This window comes from Burkholderia sp. BE12, from assembly GCF_002959955.1.
GTDB lineage: Bacteria > Pseudomonadota > Gammaproteobacteria > Burkholderiales > Burkholderiaceae > Burkholderia.
The window spans coordinates 55,874-74,780 of sequence record NZ_PREY01000008.1; the positions used below are offsets into that span (position 1 = coordinate 55,874).

General features: G+C 68.5%; 17 protein-coding genes. 12 read left to right on the forward strand and 5 right to left on the reverse strand.

From position 1 onward, the window contains the following. Positions 1–33 precede the first annotated feature (33 nt). From C4B30_RS10695 to iscX, 7 genes are all read left to right on the forward strand, one after another. On the forward strand, positions 34–1,257 hold the full coding sequence (locus C4B30_RS10695) for an IscS subfamily cysteine desulfurase (RefSeq protein ID WP_027784863.1): 1,224 nt from the start codon (positions 34–36) through the stop codon (positions 1,255–1,257). A 66-nt stretch (positions 1,258–1,323) separates the two neighbouring features. Next, on the forward strand, positions 1,324–1,731 hold the full coding sequence (gene iscU / locus C4B30_RS10700; protein WP_006478389.1) for a Fe-S cluster assembly scaffold IscU: 408 nt from the start codon (positions 1,324–1,326) through the stop codon (positions 1,729–1,731). 66 nt (positions 1,732–1,797) lie between these two features. Beyond that, the gene (gene iscA / locus C4B30_RS10705) at positions 1,798–2,121 is read left to right on the forward strand and encodes an iron-sulfur cluster assembly protein IscA (protein ID WP_014896627.1); all 324 of its coding nucleotides are present in this window, start codon (positions 1,798–1,800) and stop codon (positions 2,119–2,121) included. A 96-nt stretch (positions 2,122–2,217) separates the two neighbouring features. Continuing rightward, positions 2,218–2,745 carry a Fe-S protein assembly co-chaperone HscB gene (gene hscB, locus C4B30_RS10710; RefSeq protein ID WP_027784862.1) on the forward strand — a complete coding sequence of 176 codons (528 nt, stop codon included), beginning with the start codon at positions 2,218–2,220 and terminating at the stop codon, positions 2,743–2,745. Positions 2,746–2,799: 54 nt separating this feature from the next. Continuing rightward, on the forward strand, positions 2,800–4,668 hold the full coding sequence (gene hscA / locus C4B30_RS10715) for a Fe-S protein assembly chaperone HscA (protein ID WP_027784861.1): 1,869 nt from the start codon (positions 2,800–2,802) through the stop codon (positions 4,666–4,668). Positions 4,669–4,756: 88 nt separating this feature from the next. Next, positions 4,757–5,098, forward strand: a complete 342-nt coding sequence (gene fdx, locus C4B30_RS10720) for an ISC system 2Fe-2S type ferredoxin (RefSeq protein ID WP_006478392.1) — start codon at positions 4,757–4,759, stop codon at positions 5,096–5,098. A 19-nt stretch (positions 5,099–5,117) separates the two neighbouring features. Continuing rightward, positions 5,118–5,327 carry a Fe-S cluster assembly protein IscX gene (gene iscX, locus C4B30_RS10725; protein ID WP_027784860.1) on the forward strand — a complete coding sequence of 70 codons (210 nt, stop codon included), beginning with the start codon at positions 5,118–5,120 and terminating at the stop codon, positions 5,325–5,327. 150 nt (positions 5,328–5,477) lie between these two features. Here iscX and C4B30_RS10730 read toward each other — a convergent pair whose 3' ends face one another. From C4B30_RS10730 to C4B30_RS10750, 5 genes are all read right to left on the reverse strand, one after another. Then, complete coding sequence (locus C4B30_RS10730; protein ID WP_027784859.1) at positions 5,478–6,206, reverse strand: glycine zipper 2TM domain-containing protein; 729 nt, start codon at positions 6,204–6,206, stop codon at positions 5,478–5,480. Positions 6,207–6,553: 347 nt separating this feature from the next. Next, complete coding sequence (gene lysS / locus C4B30_RS10735; RefSeq protein ID WP_027784858.1) at positions 6,554–8,080, reverse strand: lysine--tRNA ligase; 1,527 nt, start codon at positions 8,078–8,080, stop codon at positions 6,554–6,556. A gap of 73 nt (positions 8,081–8,153) precedes the next feature. Next, a protein-coding gene (gene prfB, locus C4B30_RS10740; RefSeq protein ID WP_105132571.1) for a peptide chain release factor 2 occupies positions 8,154–9,258 on the reverse strand; the annotation gives its coding sequence in 2 pieces (ribosomal slippage) (positions 8,154–9,176 and positions 9,178–9,258; 1,104 coding nt in all). A gap of 152 nt (positions 9,259–9,410) precedes the next feature. After that, positions 9,411–11,108 carry a single-stranded-DNA-specific exonuclease RecJ gene (recJ, locus tag C4B30_RS10745; RefSeq protein WP_027784857.1) on the reverse strand — a complete coding sequence of 566 codons (1,698 nt, stop codon included), beginning with the start codon at positions 11,106–11,108 and terminating at the stop codon, positions 9,411–9,413. A gap of 14 nt (positions 11,109–11,122) precedes the next feature. Next, complete coding sequence (locus tag C4B30_RS10750; RefSeq protein ID WP_034185429.1) at positions 11,123–12,199, reverse strand: hypothetical protein; 1,077 nt, start codon at positions 12,197–12,199, stop codon at positions 11,123–11,125. 147 nt (positions 12,200–12,346) lie between these two features. Here C4B30_RS10750 and C4B30_RS10755 point away from each other — a divergent pair, with 147 nt between their 5' ends. The 5 genes from C4B30_RS10755 to C4B30_RS10775 all read left to right on the forward strand — a co-directional run bounded on the left by C4B30_RS10755 (position 12,347) and on the right by C4B30_RS10775 (position 18,737). Beyond that, positions 12,347–13,600 carry a lipoprotein-releasing ABC transporter permease subunit gene (locus C4B30_RS10755; RefSeq protein ID WP_027784855.1) on the forward strand — a complete coding sequence of 418 codons (1,254 nt, stop codon included), beginning with the start codon at positions 12,347–12,349 and terminating at the stop codon, positions 13,598–13,600. After that, a complete protein-coding gene (lolD, locus tag C4B30_RS10760) occupies positions 13,593–14,351 on the forward strand; it encodes a lipoprotein-releasing ABC transporter ATP-binding protein LolD (RefSeq protein ID WP_027784854.1) in 759 nt (252 codons plus the stop codon). The genes C4B30_RS10755 and lolD overlap by 8 nt, the downstream gene beginning before the upstream one ends. Positions 14,352–14,417: 66 nt before the next feature. Next, a complete protein-coding gene (locus C4B30_RS10765; RefSeq protein ID WP_027784853.1) occupies positions 14,418–15,206 on the forward strand; it encodes a TatD family hydrolase in 789 nt (262 codons plus the stop codon). A 57-nt stretch (positions 15,207–15,263) separates the two neighbouring features. Further along, positions 15,264–17,753 carry a DNA internalization-related competence protein ComEC/Rec2 gene (locus tag C4B30_RS10770; protein WP_027784852.1) on the forward strand — a complete coding sequence of 830 codons (2,490 nt, stop codon included), beginning with the start codon at positions 15,264–15,266 and terminating at the stop codon, positions 17,751–17,753. Positions 17,754–17,891: 138 nt separating this feature from the next. Further along, positions 17,892–18,737 (forward strand): alpha/beta fold hydrolase, encoded by an 846-nt coding sequence (locus tag C4B30_RS10775; protein ID WP_027784851.1) that lies wholly within the window; start codon positions 17,892–17,894, stop codon positions 18,735–18,737. The last annotated feature ends 170 nt before the right edge of the window (positions 18,738–18,907 follow it).

The window sequence follows — 18,907 nt, forward strand, 5'->3', positions numbered from 1 at the left end:
CATAGTCCCTGCACAGAATACCCGGAGCGACAGATGACCCAAGAGACTCTCCACCTGCCCATCTATATGGATTACAGCGCGACGACGCCCGTCGATCCGCGCGTGGTCGACAAGATGGTGCCGTACCTGCGCGAGCAGTTCGGCAACCCGGCGTCGCGTAGCCATGCCTATGGCTGGGACGCGGAGCGCGCGGTCGAGGAAGCGCGCGAGCAGGTGGCCGCACTCGTGAACGCCGATCCGCGCGAGATCATCTGGACGTCCGGCGCCACGGAGTCGGACAACCTCGCGATCAAGGGCGCCGCGAACTTCTACAAGGGCAAGGGCAAGCACATCATCACGGTGAAGACCGAGCACAAGGCCGTGCTCGACACCTGCCGCGAGCTCGAGCGCGACGGTTTCGACGTCACCTACCTCGACGTGAAGGATGACGGCCTGATCGACCTCGACGTGTTCAAGGCCGCGCTGCGCCCGGACACGATCCTCGTGTCGGTGATGCATGTGAACAACGAGATCGGCGTGATTCAGGACATCGAGACGATCGGCGAGATCTGCCGCGAGAAGGGCATCGTGTTCCACGTCGATGCCGCGCAGTCGACCGGCAAGGTCGTGATCGACCTCGCGAAGCTGAAGGTCGACCTGATGTCGTTCTCGGCACACAAGACCTACGGCCCGAAGGGCATCGGCGCGCTGTACGTGCGTCGCAAGCCGCGCGTGCGCATCGAAGCGCAGATGCACGGCGGCGGTCACGAGCGCGGCATGCGTTCGGGCACGCTGCCGACGCACCAGATCGTCGGCATGGGCGAAGCGTTCCGCATCGCGCGCGAGGAAATGGCGACCGAGAACGAGCGCATCCGCATGCTGCGCGACAAGCTGCTGCGCGGCCTGTCGCAGATCGAGGAAACCTACGTGAACGGCGACATGGATCAACGTGTCCCGCACAACCTGAACATCAGCTTCAACTTCGTCGAAGGCGAGTCGCTGATCATGGCGATCAAGGACGTCGCGGTGTCGTCGGGCTCCGCGTGCACGTCGGCGTCGCTGGAGCCGTCGTACGTGCTGCGTGCGCTCGGCCGCAACGACGAACTCGCGCACAGCTCGATCCGCTTCACGGTGGGCCGCTTCACGACGGAGCAGGAAGTCGATTTCGTGATCGACCTGCTGAACAGCAAGATCGCGAAGCTGCGCGAACTGTCGCCGCTCTGGGAAATGCACCAGGAAGGCATCGATCTGTCGACGATCGAATGGGCCGCACACTGATACCGCATTGAATGCAACCGCGCGCGGATTGACGCACGCAGCGTAACGAGTCAAGGAGTCTGAGTCATGTCTTACAGCAACAAGGTTCTGGATCACTACGAAAACCCGCGCAACGTCGGTTCGTTCGCGAAGGACGACGACACGGTCGGCACGGGCATGGTCGGCGCGCCGGCTTGCGGCGACGTGATGAAGCTGCAGATTCGCGTCGGCGCGGACGGCGTGATCGAAGACGCGAAGTTCAAGACCTACGGTTGCGGTTCGGCGATCGCATCGAGCTCGCTCGTCACCGAATGGGTGAAGGGCAAGACGCTCGACGAGGCACTGTCGATCAAGAACACGCAGATCGCCGAGGAACTCGCGTTGCCGCCGGTGAAGATTCACTGCTCGATCCTCGCGGAAGACGCGATCAAGGCAGCCGTGGCCGACTACAAGAAGCGCCACGACACCAAGGAAAGCGATCAGGCAGCAGCCTGAGCGGCATCGAGAGCGGCTAGGAAGGAAACGCGGCGGGCCCCGGTGGCACGCCGCGGCAAGGACATCATGGCAATTACACTGACCGAAAAAGCAGCACAGCACGTCCAGAAATACCTCGTCCGTCGCGGCAAGGGGGTGGGCCTGCGGCTTGGCGTTCGCACGACCGGGTGCTCGGGGCTCGCGTACAAGCTCGAGTATGTCGACGAGCTGGCTCCCGAGGATCAGGTGTTCGAGAGCCACGGCGTGAAGGTGATCGTCGATCCGAAGAGCCTCGCCTATATCGACGGCACCGAGCTCGACTTCGCCCGCGAAGGCCTGAACGAAGGGTTCAAGTTCAACAACCCGAACGTGAAGGACGAGTGCGGGTGCGGGGAATCGTTCCGCGTGTGACGCGGCTCCCTCCGCGCGATGCGGGCAAGAGGCGGCACGGGCCGCCTTTTTAATGTGCGGCGTTTGCCGCGCGACGAACCGGAATTGAACGCGACAATGGTTTCGCTCAAAGACAGCCATTTCGACCTGTTTCACCTGCCGGCGCAATTCGCGCTCGACGAGACGGCGCTCGACGCCGCCTACCGGACGGTGCAGACGCAGGTGCACCCGGACCGCTTCGCGGCGGCCGGCGATGCGCAAAAGCGCATCGCGATGCAATGGGCCACCCGCGCGAACGAGGCATACCGCACGCTGCGCGACCCGCTGAAGCGCGCGTCCTACCTGCTGTCGCTGCGCGGCGTGGACATCGGCGCGGAAAACAACACCGCGATGGAACCTGCATTCCTGATGCAGCAGATGGAGTGGCGCGAGGGCATCGAGGATGCCGCGGCCGCCCGCAACGTCGACGCGCTCGATGCATTGCTCACCGAGTTGCGCGACGAGAAGCGCGTGCGCGTCGAGCGCCTCGGCACGCTGCTCGACAGCGGTGCCGATCAGGCCGCTGCGGAAGCCGTGCGTCAGCTGATGTTCATCGAACGGGTCGCGTCGGAAGTGGGCGCGCAGATCGAGCGTCTCGAAACTTAACCGCGTGCCTTGCGGCACGCGCAGCAAACGGGCCGAGCGCCCGAACGAACCAAGATGGCTTTACTGCAAATTTCCGAACCGGGCATGGCGCCGGCGCCGCACCAGCGGCGACTCGCCGTCGGGATCGACCTCGGCACGACGAACTCGCTCGTCGCCGCCGTGCGCAACAGCGTGCCTGAAGTCCTGCCGGACGAAGCGGGCCGCGTGCTGCTGCCGTCGGTGGTCCGTTACCTCGAGAAGGGCGGCCGCCGTATCGGCCACGAAGCGAAGGAGCAGGCCGCGACCGATCCGCGCAACACGATCGTGTCGGTCAAGCGCTTCATGGGCCGCGGCAAGGCCGAAGTCGAAGGCGCGGCGAACGCGCCGTACGAATTCGTCGATGCGCCGGGCATGGTGCAGATCCGCACGATCGACGGCGTGAAGAGCCCGGTCGAAGTCTCGGCCGAAATTCTCGCGACGCTGCGTCATCGCGCCGAGGATTCGCTCGGCGACGATCTGGTCGGCGCGGTGATCACGGTGCCCGCGTACTTCGACGACGCGCAGCGCCAGGCAACCAAGGATGCCGCGCGTCTCGCGGGCCTCAACGTGCTGCGCCTGCTGAACGAACCGACCGCCGCCGCGATCGCCTATGGTCTCGACAACGCGGCCGAAGGCCTTTACGCGGTGTACGACCTCGGCGGCGGCACGTTCGACCTGTCGATCCTGAAGCTGACGAAGGGTGTGTTCGAAGTGCTGGCCGCGGGCGGCGATTCGGCGCTCGGCGGCGACGATTTCGACCATGCGCTGTTCGCTCACGTGCTCGCGCAGGCCGGTATCGACGCGAAGACGCTCGCGCCCGAGGACGTGCGCCTGCTGCTCGATCGTGTGCGGGTGCTGAAGGAAGCGCTGTCGTCCGCGCCGCAGGCGGCGCTCGACGTGACGCTGTCGAGTGGTGCGCGGCTCGTGCAGACGATTTCGCACGACACGTTCGCGTCGCTCGTCGAGCCGCTCGTGCAGCGCACGCTCACGCCGACCCGCAAGGCGCTGCGCGATGCGCAGGTCACGCCGGCCGACATCAAGGGTGTCGTGCTCGTGGGCGGCGCGACGCGCATGCCGGTGATCCGCGACGCGGTCGCCAGGTATTTCGGCCAGCCGCCGCTCGTGAACCTCGATCCGGATCAGGTCGTCGCGCTCGGCGCGGCGATCCAGGCCGACCTGCTCGCGGGCAATCGCGGCACCGGCGACGACTGGCTGTTGCTCGACGTGATCCCGCTGTCGCTCGGTGTCGAGACGATGGGCGGGCTCGTCGAGAAGATCATTCCGCGCAACTCGACGATTCCGATCGCGCGTGCGCAGGAATTCACGACCTTCAAGGACGGCCAGACCGCGATGGCGATCCACGTCGTGCAGGGCGAGCGCGAGCTCGTCGCCGACTGCCGGTCGCTCGCGCGCTTCGAGCTGCGCGGCATTCCGCCGATGACGGCGGGCGCCGCACGCATTCGCGTGACCTATCAGGTCGACGCGGACGGCTTGCTGTCGGTGTTTGCACGCGAGCAGTTGTCCGGCGTCGAGGCATCGGTCGTCGTGAAGCCGTCGTACGGCCTCGCCGACGACGACATCGCGAAAATGCTGGAGGATAGCTTCAAGACCGCCGAAATCGACATGCGCGCCCGCGCGCTGCGCGAAGCGCAGGTCGAGGCCGAGCGGATGCTCGAGGCGACGCAGGCCGCGCTGGCGGCCGACGGTGAGCTGCTCGATGCCGCCGAGCGCGAGCAGATCGACGCGCTGGCCGTGGCGTTGCGCGCGGTCGCGCAGGGCGACGATACGAATGCGATCGAAGCGGCGACCAAGGCGCTGGCCGACGGTACCGACGAATTCGCGGCGCGCCGGATGGACAAGAGCATCAAGCGCGCGCTGTCGGGCCGCCGGCTCGACGAGATCTGAACCCACGAACCGCGCATCGGCCGGCAACGGCCCGCGCGACGATGAACCATGCGGCGCGTGGCGCCGCACCCTGACTGACGGAACGGACATGCCTCAACTGGTGGTGCTGCCTCACGTCGAACTGTGCCCGGATGGCGCGGTGATCGACGCGACGCCCGGCAAGAGTATCTGCGACAACCTGCTCGATCACGGGATCGAGATCGAGCATGCATGCGAGAAGTCGTGCGCATGCACGACGTGCCACGTGGTGATCCGCGAAGGCTTCAACGATCTGACGCCGTCCGAGGAGGACGAGGACGATCTGCTGGACAAGGCGTGGGGCCTCGAGCCGACGTCGCGCCTGTCGTGCCAGGCGATCGTGAAGGAAGATTCGGACCTGGTGGTCGAGATTCCGAAGTACTCGATCAACCACGCGAAGGAAAATCACTGACAGGAACCGGAGGCAGGCGATGAAATGGACCGATTCGCGTGAAATAGCCATTGCGCTGGCGGACAAGTACCCGGACATCGACCCGCAGCGGGTCAACTTCGTCGACCTGCGCCAGTGGGTACTCGAACTCGACGGCTTCGCCGACGACCCGACGCACTCGGGCGAGAAGATCCTCGAGGCGATCCAGGCACACTGGATCGACGAAGCGGATTTCGACGACGAAGACTGACCGACCGGTCAGGGCATGCGCCGCCACGGCGCACGCCGCGCCCATGAAAAACGGCTCGCGAGCGTTTGCTCGCGAGCCGTTTTTCGTTTTTGGCGGGATGCCCGCGCACGACATGCGGGCAAGGGCGCCGGCGCTTACGCGATCAGGTGCTTACGCGCCGACCAGCGTGCCGTTCTCGATCCGCACGCGCTGGCCCTGGCCGACCGGCGGCGGGTTGTGGTACGTGAACGTGCGCGTCGCGCCGCTTTCCATCTGCACTTGCACCTGATAGTCGGTTTCCGCGCGGACCTGCTTCTCGACCTGGTTACCGGCGAGACCGCCGCCCAGCGCGCCGATGATCGTCATCGCGGTGCGGCCGTTGCCGTTGCCGAACTGGTTGCCGAGCAGGCCGCCGGCTGCTGCGCCGCCCACGGCGCCGATCCCCGAGCTCTGGCCCGGCGTGCGCGTCTGCGTGATCGCGACGACCGTGCCGCAGCTCTGGCAGTAGGCTTGCGCGGGCGCCGACGGCTGCTGCGCGTATTGCGGCGGCTGCGGGGCGGTCGCATGACGGCGGTGCGGCGCAGCCGGGTGCGGCGCCGGCTTCGGCTCGGCCTGCGCGACGGCGGCCTTCTGCTGCGCGGCGGCCTGTTCCGCTGCCTGCCGCTGCGCTTGCGCGGCCAGCGCGGCGCTGGCGGCCGCGGCCGTATCGACGGCCGGTTGCGACGCGATCAGCGCGGCCTGGGTCTGGCCGTTCTGTTCATTGCTGCTGCTGGCCTTCGGGAATACGCCCGTGATCGCTGCCGTCGCCGCGAGGCTGGCGATGATGACGGCACCGGCCGCGGTGGCGATGAGCGGGTGGAGGCGTTGCTTTTGCGGCGTGGTCTGAGTCTGGTTGTCCATTTTTTTCTCCAAGGTCGATCCGGATCGGCGCACTGCGCCGGAACAGGATCCCACGCTCGGGAGCGAGCAGACTCGGCGTTCCGGCGCCTCGTTCTGGTCCCGTGGTCATGCGTGGTGACGCAACAGGAGTGTCGTCCACGGCCAAGCGGCGCGCCGTATCAAGGTGTAACGAATTGCAGCCGGGCGCCGGCGGCCGTTTCCGGGAAAACCCGGAGAAAGGCGTCGCGACGGGGGAATAAAACGGGGAGGGATCGAAGGCCGGCAGACGCCGCCTGACGGGATTTACGCGTCGTTACAAAGCTGACGCGTGCGCGCCACGGGGCGCGGCGCACACGCGGGGGCGGCCGTCAGTCTTCGCGGCGCAGATGGGGGAACAGCAGCACGTCGCGGATCGTCGGGCTGTCGGTCAGCAGCATCACGAGACGGTCGATGCCGATCCCGCAGCCGCCCGTCGGAGGCATCCCGTATTCGAGCGCACGGATGTAGTCGGCGTCGAAGAACATCGCTTCCTCGTCACCCGCATCCTTTTGCTCGACCTGCTTCTTGAAGCGCGCGGCCTGGTCTTCCGGATCGTTCAGCTCCGAGAAGCCGTTCGCGATCTCGCGGCCGGTCATGAACAGCTCGAAACGCTCGGTGATGCCCGGCACCGTATCCGATGCGCGCGCGAGCGGCGACACCTCGATCGGGTAGTCGATGATGAACGTCGGTTCCCACAGCTGCGCCTCGGCCGTTTCCTCGAACAGCGCGAGTTGCAGCGCGCCGATACCTGCGTTCAGGAACGCCGGCTGGGACACGTCGACGCCGAAGCGCTTCAGTTCGGTGCGCAGGAACGCGTCGTCCGACAGCTGGCCGTCGGTGTAGTCGGGTGCGTACTTCTGGATGGCCTGGGTGATCGTCAGGCGATGGAACGGCTTCGCGAGGTCGAGCTCGCGGCCCTGGTACTGGATCGTCGCGGTGCCGAGCGCATCGATCGCCGCCTGGCGGATCAGTTGTTCGGTGAAGTCCATCAGCCAGCGGTAGTCGGTGTACGCGGCGTAGAACTCCATCATCGTGAATTCCGGGTTATGACGCGGCGACACGCCTTCATTCCGGAAATTGCGGTTGATCTCGAACACGCGCTCGAAGCCGCCGACGATCAGGCGCTTCAGGTACAGCTCCGGCGCGATGCGCAGGAACATCTGCATGTCGAGCGCATTGTGATGCGTGACGAACGGCTTCGCGGCCGCGCCGCCCGGGATCGGGTGCAGCATCGGCGTCTCGACTTCCATGAATTCGGCGTTGTCCATGAACTTGCGGATCGACGCGATCGTCTTCGTGCGGGCGCGGAACGTGTCGCGCGTTTCCGGCGTGACGATCAGGTCGACGTAGCGCTGGCGGTAGCGCATTTCCTGGTCGGACAGGCCGTGGAACTTGTCCGGCAGCGGTCGCAGCGCCTTCGACAGCAGGCGCAGCTCCTTGCACTGGACCGACAGCTCGCCCTTGTTGGTGCGGAACAGCACGCCGCGCGCGGCGACGATGTCGCCGAGGTCCCACTTCTTGAACGCGTCGTAGGTGTCGGCGCCGACGTCGTTCGGCGTCACGAAGAACTGGATCTGGCCCGACCCGTCCTGCACCGTCGCGAAGCTCGCCTTGCCCATCACGCGCTTGAGCATCATGCGGCCGGCCACCGACACCTCGACCGGGTTCGCTTCGAGCGCGGCCTTGTCCGAATCGGCGAATTTGGCCTGCAGGTCGGCTGCGTGGTGCTCGGGCCGGAAGTCGTTCGGATAGGCGACGCCTTGCTCGCGCAACGCGCGCAGCTTCTCGCGGCGCTCGGCGATGATCTGGTTGTCGTCCGCCGTGACGGCGGGCTGCGTTTGGGTCGGTTCGGTCATGATGGTCGGAATTCGGAGTGGGGTGCGGCAACGCAAACGGAAAGGGCGGCGCGGGCAGGCCGCGCCGCGGCGCTTACACGCCCTGTTTGAGGCTCGCGCTGATGAAGTCGTCGAGGTCGCCGTCGAGCACCGCCCGCGTGTTGCTCATTTCGACGTTCGTGCGCAGGTCCTTCACGCGGCTCTGGTCGAGCACGTACGAGCGGATCTGGTGGCCCCAGCCCACATCGGTCTTGCTCGATTCGAGCTTGTCCTGCTCGGCCTGGCGCTTGCGCATTTCGACTTCGTACAGGCGCGACTTCAGCATCGCCATCGCTTCGGCGCGGTTGCGGTGCTGCGAGCGGTCGTTCTGGCACTGCACGACGATCCCCGTCGGCATGTGCGTGATCCGCACCGCGGAGTCGGTCTTGTTGATGTGCTGGCCACCGGCGCCCGATGCGCGGTACGTGTCGATGCGCAGGTCGGCCGGGTTGATCTCGACTTCGATCGAGTCGTCGATTTCCGGATAGACGAATACCGACGAGAACGACGTGTGGCGGCCGCCCGACGAGTCGAACGGCGACTTGCGCACGAGGCGGTGGATGCCCGTTTCGGTACGCAGGAAGCCGTATGCGTATTCGCCCGTGACCTTGACCGTCGCGTTCTTGATGCCGGCGACGTCGCCGTCGGACTCCTCGAGCACTTCGGCCTTGAAGCCCTTGCGTTCGCAGTAGCGCAGGTACTGGCGCAACAGCATCGACGCCCAGTCGCATGCCTCGGTGCCGCCGGCGCCGGCCTGGATGTCGATGAAGCAGTTGTTCGGATCGGCCGGGTTCGAGAACATCCGGCGGAACTCGATGTCGCCGACGCGCGCTTCGAGCTTCGCGGCGTCGTCCTCCGAGGCGAGAAGCGTATCCTCGTCGCCTTCCTCGCGGGCCATCTCGAACAGCTCGAGTGCATCGCGCAGGTCGCTATCGAGCGCCGTGAGCGTCGTGACGACGCCTTCGAGCAGCTTCTTCTCGCGGCCGAGCGCCTGGGCGTTCTTCGAATCGTTCCAGACGTTCGGGTCTTCGAGTTCCTTGTTGACTTCGGTCAGACGCGCAGCTTTGGCGTCGTAGTCAAAGATACCCCCGAAGCTCGCCCGCGCGATTGCGCAGGTCGAGCAGGGAGCTTTCGATCGCGTTGAGACGTTCCGCTTCCATGATCGTTCGCTGTTCCGGCTTCGTAAAAAAGCGGAATTATAGCCGATCGGCAGGGTTGCCCGGTGACGCAAACGGTGCCTGCACGCGTGTCGACGGCCCCGTCCGGCGCGGCGCGCACGCGTGCGGCGGCGCGTCGCGGCCGGGTGGCGGGCTCAGCCGGCCGCGTGTTCGACGATCAACTGGACGCGCGTGACGCCGTTCCACGTATCGGCGACGAGCCGGTACGCGACCAGCGCGCTCGCCGGCAGCGGCTCGGTATGGTTGAACCAGATCGCGTTGAAGCGCTGGCGGCCGCGCGCAAGCTGCAGCTTCAGGTGCTTTTCCTTCACGAGCGACTGCGACACGATGTCGAATTCGCCCGAGAAAAGCGGGGCCGGAAACCCTTGCCCCCAGACGGCCTCGTCGAGCAGGCCGACGAACTGCGGCGTGAAGTACGCGTCCTCGAGCTCGCCGTCGGTTTCGATCACGCGGGCGAGCGCGTCGTCGGACAGCCATTCGCGCGCGACGGCCTCGAACGCGGCCGCGAAGCGCGGCACGTTTTCGGTGTCGAGCGTGAGGCCGGCCGCCATCGCGTGGCCGCCGAACGCGACGATCAGGTCCGGTTCGCGCTTCGACACGAGGTCAAGCGCGTCGCGCAGGTGGAAGCCCGCGATCGACCGGCCGGACCCCTTGACCCGCTTGCCGTCGTCGTCGGCGTGCGCGAACGTGAACGACGGGCGGTGGAATTTTTCCTTGAGACGGCCGGCGACGATGCCGATCACGCCCTGGTGCCACTCGGGATTGAACAGCGTGATCGTGCATGCGTCGGCCGGATCGACGTCGGCGAGATCGGCGAGCGCCTGCTGCTGCATGCCGGCCTCGATTTCGCGGCGCTCGCGGTTCATCACGTCGAGCTGCTGCGCGAGATCCCACGCGCGGCCGATGTCGTCGGTGATCAGGCATTCGATGCCGAGCGACATGTCGGACAGCCGTCCGGCGGCGTTCAGGCGCGGGCCGAGGCCGAAGCCGAGATCGAAGCCCGACGCGGTGCGCGCTTCGCGCGCGGCGGCACGGAACAGCGCGGCGATGCCCGGCTGCATGCGGCCGTTGCGGATGCGCTGCAGCCCCTGCGCGACGAGCACGCGGTTGTTGCCGTCGAGCCGCACGACGTCGGCGACGGTGCCGAGCGCGACGAGGTCGAGCAGGCCGTCGAGGCGCGGCTCGGCTTCCTTGCTCGCGAACGCGCCGCGGCGGCGCAGCTCGGCGCGCAGCGCGAGCAGCACGTAGAACATCACGCCGACGCCGGCGAGGTGCTTGCTCGGGAACGCGCAGCCGGGCTGGTTCGGGTTGACGATCGCGCGTGCGGCGGGCAGCGCGTCGCCGGGCAGGTGGTGGTCGGTCACGAGCACGTCGATGCCGCGCGCGTTCGCGGCTTCGACGCCGGCGACGCTCGCGATCCCGTTGTCGACGGTGATCAGCAGGTCGGGCTTGCGCGCGGCCGCGAGCTCGACGATCTCGGGCGTGAGGCCGTAACCGTATTCGAAGCGGTTCGGCACCAGGTAGTCGATCTGCGCCCCGAACATCCGCAGGCCGCGCACCGCGACCGCGCAGGCGGTCGCGCCGTCGCAGTCGTAGTCGGCGACGACCAGCAGGCGCCGCTTGTCGGCGAGCGCGTCGGCGAGCAGCACCGCCGCATCGGCGCAGCCTTTCAGCTCGGTGGGCGGCACGAGGCGTGCGAGCGCGGTCTCGATGTCGACGGGCGACTGCACGCCGCGCGAAGCGTACAGGCGCGCGAGAACGGGGTGCAGGCCGTGGCGCGCGAGCACTTCGGCGTCGGCGGGCGCGACGGGGCGGGTAACGATCCGGGTCATTCGGGTTGGCTTGGTTATTCGAACAGGGAGGCGAGCGTGCGGCGGCGCCAGAACTTGCGCAGGTCGCCGCGCGTCGCGTGCAGCGTCACGGAGCTCGTGTCGCCGCACAGCGTGAAATCGACGGCCGCCAGCTCGCCGGTCTGCAGCGCGGCGAGCGCCGGCGCGAACCAGTCGCGCTCGAGCGTGGCGAGTCCGTCGTGCCAGCGCGCCCAGTCCTGCTCGATGAACGGGGTGGTCAGCGCCGGCAGCTCGATGAGCGTCGCGCCGTCGGCGGCCGGCAGCGCGCCGAACGTCGCGGGCGGGCTGCCGGCTTCGGTTTGCGCGGCGCGCGCGAGGCCGAGCGCGGCGGGCGACGCGGACAGCACGCGCGCGAACGGCTTGCCGACCGGCTTCAGCGTGCCCTGTGCATGGAACCAGATCGAATTGACGGCCGGCAGCCCACGGGCCTCGCGGGCTTCGTTCACCGGATGCTGGAACCACGCCATCTGCACTTCGTTCTGCAGTTTCATCCACATCCGCGAGCGCTCGCCCGTATGCGCCTCGTGCGGCAGCCAGATCTCGATGTTGCGGCCGCTGGCGCGCAGCGGCGCAGCGCCGGCGAGGCGCGCGAGCTGATCGCTCGACAGATACCAGCGCGCCGGGTTCGGCGCTTCCAGCCGCACGCCCAGCTCCTCGATCAGCGGCCGCGCGACCGCGAGCAGCGCGGCCGCGTCGCCGTCGTCGAGCGCGAGGGCGGCCGGGTCGACGAGCACCAGGTGATCGTGCGCGATTTCGACGTGCACGGGCTCGACGCACGCCCATGCGTGCGCGCCGGGATCGCCGCCGTCGGCCAGCAGCATGTAGGGCGCGAGCGGCGCCTCGTCCGCGGCGTTGCCGTGCGTGGCGCCGAACCGGCTGGCCAGCCAGCGCTCGTGCGGCAGCGTGCGCTGGAAGTCCTCGCCGGCCACGCGCTCGACGAGGCTCGCGCGGGCGAGCAACTTCTGGAGCGCGGGGCTGTCGAGCGTGTGCAGGGACGAGGCCGCATCGGCCGCGGACGGCAGCGCGAACGGAACGAGAAAATGGAGGCGTCGGTCGTGCATGATGGTGCGCATTGTATGGCAAACTGCGCGCGTGATCGGGCCGGCTGACCGCCCGTTCGCGTCCCGCGACCGTTTTTTCGATCGCGCCCGGGCGGCCGCCGCCGGATGGCGGTCCGGCCGCGGGCCGCCATCCCGCCGTAACCAGCAGAAAGGATTCGCTTGAAACTTCCGTACGAATGGCAGATCGGCTGGCGCTACACGCGCGCCGGCAAACGCACGACCGGCAACGGCTTCATTTCCTTCATCGCGCTCGTCTCGATGCTCGGGATCGCGCTCGGCGTCGCGGCGCTGATCGTCGTGCTGTCGGTGATGAACGGCTTCCAGAAGGAAGTGCGCGACCGCATGCTGTCGGTGCTCGCGCACGTCGAGGTGTTCTCGCCGACGGGTTCGATGCCCGACTGGCAACTGACCGCGCAGGAAGCGCGCCGCAATCCGTCGGTGATCGGCGCGGCGCCGTACGTCGACGCGCAGGCGCTGCTCACGCGCCAGGACGCGGTGAGCGGCGTGATGCTGCGCGGCGTCGAGCCGACGCTCGAACCGCAGGTGTCCGACATCGGCAAGGACATGAAGGGCGGCCAGCTCGGCGCGCTCGTGCCGGGCCAGTTCGGCATCGTGCTCGGCGACGCGCTCGCCGGCAACCTCGGCGTGACGGTCGGCGACAAGGTCACGCTCGTCGCGCCCGAAGGCTCGATCACGCCGGCCGGCATGATGCCGCGCCTGAAGCAGTTCACGGTCGTCGGCGTGTTCGAATCGGGCCACTACGAATACGACAGCACGCTCGCGATGATCAACATCCGCGACGCCGAGGCGCTGTTCCGGATGAGCGCGCCGACCGGCGTGCGGCTGCGGCTCACCGACATGCAGAAGGCGCCGCAGGTCGCGGTCGAGCTGTCGCATACGCTGTCGGGCAGCCTGTACATCCGCGACTGGACCCAGCAGAACAAGACGTGGTTCTCGGCCGTGCAGATCGAGAAGCGGATGATGTTCATCATCCTCACGCTGATCATCGCGGTGGCCGCGTTCAACCTCGTGTCGTCGCTCGTGATGACGGTGACCAACAAGCAGGCCGATATCGCGATCCTGCGCACGCTCGGCGCGCAGCCGGGGTCGATCATGAAGATCTTCGTCGTGCAGGGCGTGACGATCGGCTTCGTCGGCACCGCGTCCGGCGTCGCGCTCGGCTGCCTGATCGCGTGGAGCATCCCGTGGCTGATTCCGATGATCGAGCACCTGTTCGGCGTGCAGTTCCTGCCGCCGTCGGTGTATTTCATCAGCGAGCTGCCATCCGAACTCGTCGCGAGCGACGTGATCCGGATCGGGCTGATCGCGTTCGCGCTGTCGGCCGTCGCCACACTCTATCCGAGCTGGCGCGGCGCGAAGGTGAAACCGGCGGAGGCGCTCCGCTATGAATGACCGCGCGACCGCATTCGCGGATTCACGACAACACAACAAACAGGATTCGGCAGGTATGCAGGAATACGTGCTTCAGGCGCGCGGGATCACGAAGGCGTTCGTGCAGGGCGGCTTCAACGTGCAGGTGCTCAACAACACCGAGCTGACGGTGCGGCGTGGCGAGAAGCTCGCGGTCGTCGGCGCGTCGGGCTCCGGCAAGAGCACGCTGCTGCACGTGCTGGGCGGGCTCGACGAGCCGAGCGCCGGCGAAGTGTCGCTGCTCGGCAAGCCGTTTACGCAACTCGCCGAGCGCGAGCGCAACGAACTGCGCAACCGCGCGCTCGGCTTCGTCTACCAGTTCCACCACCTGCTGCCCGAGTTCACGGCGCTCGACAACGTCGCGATGCCGCTGCGCATCCGCCGGATGACGACCGAGGACGCGCGCGAGCAGGCACAGACGATGCTCGAACGCGTCGGTCTCGGTCCGCGTGCGAAGCACCGGCCGGGCGAGCTGTCGGGCGGCGAGCGGCAGCGTGTCGCGATCGCGCGCGCGCTGGTCACGAAGCCGGCCTGCGTGCTCGCCGACGAGCCGACCGGCAACCTCGACGGCACGACGGCCGACACGGTGTTCAACCTGATGCTCGAACTGTCCGAGACGCTCGAAACGAGCTTCGTGATCGTCACGCACGATCCCGATCTCGCCGCGCGCTGCGACCGCATCATGCGGCTGCGCGACGGGGTGCTGCACGAGGAGCCGGCGCTGCCGGTGTAAGAAGGAACGCGCCCTTGGCCGGCCGCCGGCTCATCCGGCACGGCGCAACGGCGCAGGACCGCTGCCATGTGGATCGACACGCACTGCCATCTCGATGCCGCCGAATTCGACGCCGACCGCGACGCGGTCGCGCAGGCTGCGCGCGCGGCCGGCGTGTCGCGCATCGTGATTCCGAGCATCGGGCGCGACAACTTCACGACGGTGCGCGAACTCGCGCAGCGCACGCCGGGCGCGGTGTACGCGCTCGGCATCCATCCGATGTACACGCCGCAGGCGCGCGACGCGGATCTCGACCGGCTGCGCATGGAGATCGAGGCGAGCCTCGACGATCCGCGTTTCGTCGCGATCGGCGAGATCGGGCTCGACTATTTCGTGCCGGGCCTCGACGAAGACCGGCAGCAGTTCTTCTACCAGGGCCAGCTCAGGCTGGCGCGGGAATTCGATTTGCCGGTGCTGTGCCACGTGCGCAAGTCGCAGGACCGCGTGCTGGCCGGGCTGCGCCGTTTCGGTGTGCGGCGCGGCATCGCGCATGCGTTCAACGGCAGTTTCCAGCAGGCCGAAGCGTATCTTGCGCAGGGGCTGCATCTCGGCTTCGGCGGCAACGTGACCTTCACGCGCGCGCGGCAGATCCGCCGGCTCGCCGCCGAATTGCCGCTCGACGCGCTCGTCGTCGAGACTGACGCGCCCGACATCGCGCCCGAATGGGCATACAAATCCCGCAATACGCCCGACCAGGTGCCGCGCATCGGCGGCGTGCTCGCCGAATTGCGCGGGCTCGATGCCGGCGAATTGTCCCTATGCACTTCGGCTAACGCGCTCGCCGCGCTGCCGCGACTCGCACTTTCGTCCGCATAATCGTTGCCGGAAGGCACCGCATTCGCAGGGGTGGCGCCGGGTCGACGAGGAGGCGGAATGCGCGTGTGGTGGATCGCGTTCGCGCTCGGCGTCGTCGTGCTGCAGCGGCAGGCGGCGTTGCCGGGGGCGATCGCATGGACGATCGGAGCAGCCGTGCTCGCGGGCTGCGCGGCGCTGGGCGCGTGGTGCGTGCGTCGTCGGCGCACGCGTGCGGTCGTTGCATGCGGATGGATGCTGTGCGCGGTCGCGGCCGGCGTCGCGGGGTTCGGCTATGCGGCCGCGCGAGCCGAATGGCGGCTGCGCGACAGTCTGCCCGTCGAGTGGGAAGGGCGCGACATCGTCGTCACGGGCGTGATCCGCGGGCTGCCCGTCGTCGACGAGACAAGTGCGCGGCTGCTGTTCGCGGTCGAATCGAACGATGCGGGGCTCACCCGTTTTCCGCCATTGATCCGGTTGTCGTGGCGCGCGTATGGCGCATCCGCGACACGCGATGCGCTTCCCGATTTGCGTGCGGCCCAGCGCTGGCATTTCGTCGTGCGTCTCAAGCGTCCGCATGCCGAGGCCAATCCCGGCGTGCGCGACAGCGAGGCGGCGTGGCTCGCCGCGGGCATCCGGGCGATCGGCTATGTCAGTGCGCCGCGTCGGGCGGTCCTGCTCGATGGGCGCGCATCGGGATGGCGTGCAGCGATCGATCGGGTGCGCGACGTCCTGCGGGCACGCATCGACGAGGTGCTCGGTACCGATGCGGCGCATCGCGGCATCGTCGCCGCGCTGGCGATCGGCGACCAGTCGGGCATCGGCGACGACGATTGGCGCGTACTGCGCAACACGGGCACGAGCCATCTGGTCGCGATTTCCGGTCTCCACGTCGGGTTGGTCGGCGCGATCGCCGGCTGGCTCGTCTCGATGGTCTGGCGCCGCGTGCGCTGGCGCGGGCGAGCCGCGACGCTCGTGCTGCCGGCGCCTTACGCGGCCGCGCTTGCCGCGCTGGCCGCCGCGGCGGGCTATGCCGCGCTCGCCGGCTTCAACGTGCCGGCGCAGCGCGCGTGGTGGATGATCGCGGCCGGCGGCATCGCGTATCTGGCCGGCCGCAGCGTACCGACGTCGGCGGTGCTGTGCGTGGCGCTCGGCGGCGTGCTGCTCGCCGATCCGTGGGCCGTGCTGTCGGCCGGGTTCTGGCTGTCGTTCGGTGCGGTCGCGGTGATCCTGCTGGCCGTTGCCGGCTGGCGCGCGGTGCGCGAGGCCGACGGGATCGACGAAGCGGGCGCGGAAAGCCGCATGGCCGGCTTGCGGAGCCGGTTGCGTGCGTGGGCGACGCGCTGCCGGCGCCGCTTCGCCGAGGCGACGCGCGTGCAGTACGCGGTGACGATCGGGCTTGCACCGCTCACCGCCGCATGGTTCGCGCAGGTTTCCCTGTCGGGGCCGTTCGGCAATGCGTTCGCGATTCCGTGGGTCAGCTCGGTCGTGACGCCGGTCGTGCTGGCCGGCATCGCGCTGCCGCCGCCGCTCGATGCGGCGGCCTTTCGGCTTGCGCATGCGGCGCTCGCACCGATGATGACGCTGCTCGGGCACCTGGCCGATTGGCCGGCCGGCGTGTTCTGGCTGCGCATGCCCGACTGGCCGGTGCTGGCGCTGGCATGCATGGGTGTCGCGTGGGCGCTGATGCCGCGCGGCTGGCCGTTGCGCTGGGCGGCGCCGCTGACGTGGCTGCCGCTCGTCGCGCCGGCGCCGGATGCGCCGCCGCCGGGCGGCTTCCGGCTGACCGTGCTCGACGTCGGGCAGGGCGCGGCGGTGCTGGTCGAAACCGCGCGGCGGACCTTGCTGTTCGATGCGGGGCCGGGCGTGGAGTCGTCCCACGCCGGTACGCGGATCGTCGCGCCGGCGTTGCGGGCGCGCGGCATCGCGACGATCGATTCGCTCGTGCTCAGTCATGCGGATGCCGATCATGCGGGCGGCGCACCGGCCGTTTATGCGGCCACCGACGTGCGCCAGCTGCTGGCCGGCATTGCGCCGCGGCATCGGCTGTGGCGCGATGCGCAGGCGGCCGGCGTGACCGATCGGCTGCCGTGCGCGACCGGGCAGCGGTGGACGTGGGACGGCGTCGTGTTCACGATGCTGTGGCCGCCGGGCGGGGTGGGCACGGGTTCGTCGAACGGCCAATCGTGTGTGCTGCGCATCGATGCGGGCGGCACGTCGGCGCTGCTGACGGGCGACATCGAGGCCGCCGCCGAGCGCCGGCTGGTGGCCGATGCGCGCGACGCGCTGGCCGCGCAGATCCTGGTCGTTCCTCACCACGGCAGCCGCACGTCGTCGATCGAGCCTTTCCTCGATTCGGTCGGACCGCGCGTCGCGGTATTTCCTGTAGGCTATCGCAATCGTTTCGGGCATCCGCACCGGACCGTGCTCGCCCGCTACGAGGCGCGCGGGATTCCGTTGCCGCGCACCGATCGCGACGGCGCCGTGCGATTCGACGTCGCGCCGGCCGGCGGCGGGTTTGCATTCGCGCGCTATCGCGACGAACGGCGCCGGTACTGGATGGACCGGTAAGCGCGGCGAAGGCCGGCTTGTCAGGGGAAAGCCCGGGGCCGGCGTAGCGTGCCGAAGCACGGTTCCGACAGAATACGAAGCACGGGACGGGAGCAAGTGCCGAAGCACCGCTCCCGTCGACCAAGGAGACATCGGCGTTTGAAGGACATCCTCCACTTCTCGCATGCGAACGGCTTCCCGGCGTCGACCTACCGGACGATCTTCGCCGAACTGGCCGACGACTACGAGCTGCGCTACATCGAACGGATCGGCCACGACCGCCGCTACCCGGTGACGCGCGACTGGCCGCATCTCGTCGAGCAACTGCTCGACGACATCGGCAGCCGCTACGAGCGCCCGGTCTGGCTCGTCGGCCATTCGCTCGGCGGCTACCTGTCGTTGATGGCCGCGCTGAAGAAGCCGCAATGGGTGCGCGGCGTCGTGATGATCGATTCGCCGATCATCGCGGGCTGGCGTGCCGGCGCGCTGCGCGCGAGCCAGTGGGCGGGGCTCGACGAGCGGCTGTCGCCGGCCGCGGCGACGCGCAACCGGCGCACGCGCTGGATGAGCCGCGAGGAGGTCTGGCGGCACTTCCGCGAGAAGCCCGCGTTCGCGCGCTGGGACGAGCGGATGCTCGCCGACTATATCGACCACGGGATCCCGCAGGCCGGCGCCGACGGCGAGCGCGCGCTGGCGTTCGACCGTCAGGTCGAATACCTGATCTACCGGACGCTGCCGCACACGCTCGGCCCGCGGCTCGCGCACGGCGCGCCGGTGCCGCTCGGCTTTCTCGCCGGCACGCGCTCGCGCGAGGTCCGGCAGGTCGGACTCGAAGCGACGCGCCGCGCGACGCGCGGACGCATCGAATGGCTCGAGGGGAGCCACCTGTTCCCGATGGAGCGGCCGATCGAGACCGCCCGCGCATTGCAGCGGATGCTGAATTCGCTGAAGGCGGAAGAGGGTGGCGCCTCGCAGGCCGGCGCGCCGATGGCGAGGCGCGCCTGACGCCTCGTCCGGCGGCCGGAACGCCCGCCGGCGCACGCGCGCGGCGCCGACCGGACGGTCGGTTCGCACCGCCGCGCACGGTTGGCGCGGGGCGGCACGAAAGGGCGCGATCATCACGTCTCATCGCGTCAATTGCTGAGAAAAGGGCGGGCTTTACGGTATAATCCGTT

Coding starts and splice junctions, on each gene's coding strand:
- C4B30_RS10695 (WP_027784863.1), top strand. CDS start 34: ATGACCCAAGAGACTCTCCACCTGCCCATCTATATGGATTACAGCGCG.
- iscU (WP_006478389.1), top strand. CDS start 1,324: ATGTCTTACAGCAACAAGGTTCTGGATCACTACGAAAACCCGCGCAAC.
- iscA (WP_014896627.1), top strand. CDS start 1,798: ATGGCAATTACACTGACCGAAAAAGCAGCACAGCACGTCCAGAAATAC.
- hscB (WP_027784862.1), top strand. CDS start 2,218: ATGGTTTCGCTCAAAGACAGCCATTTCGACCTGTTTCACCTGCCGGCG.
- hscA (WP_027784861.1), top strand. CDS start 2,800: ATGGCTTTACTGCAAATTTCCGAACCGGGCATGGCGCCGGCGCCGCAC.
- fdx (WP_006478392.1), top strand. CDS start 4,757: ATGCCTCAACTGGTGGTGCTGCCTCACGTCGAACTGTGCCCGGATGGC.
- iscX (WP_027784860.1), top strand. CDS start 5,118: ATGAAATGGACCGATTCGCGTGAAATAGCCATTGCGCTGGCGGACAAG.
- C4B30_RS10730 (WP_027784859.1), bottom strand. CDS start 6,206: ATGGACAACCAGACTCAGACCACGCCGCAAAAGCAACGCCTCCACCCG.
- lysS (WP_027784858.1), bottom strand. CDS start 8,080: ATGACCGAACCGACCCAAACGCAGCCCGCCGTCACGGCGGACGACAAC.
- recJ (WP_027784857.1), bottom strand. CDS start 11,108: ATGACCCGGATCGTTACCCGCCCCGTCGCGCCCGCCGACGCCGAAGTG.
- C4B30_RS10750 (WP_034185429.1), bottom strand. CDS start 12,199: ATGCGCACCATCATGCACGACCGACGCCTCCATTTTCTCGTTCCGTTC.
- lolD (WP_027784854.1), top strand. CDS start 13,593: ATGAATGACCGCGCGACCGCATTCGCGGATTCACGACAACACAACAAA.
- C4B30_RS10765 (WP_027784853.1), top strand. CDS start 14,418: ATGTGGATCGACACGCACTGCCATCTCGATGCCGCCGAATTCGACGCC.
- C4B30_RS10770 (WP_027784852.1), top strand. CDS start 15,264: ATGCGCGTGTGGTGGATCGCGTTCGCGCTCGGCGTCGTCGTGCTGCAG.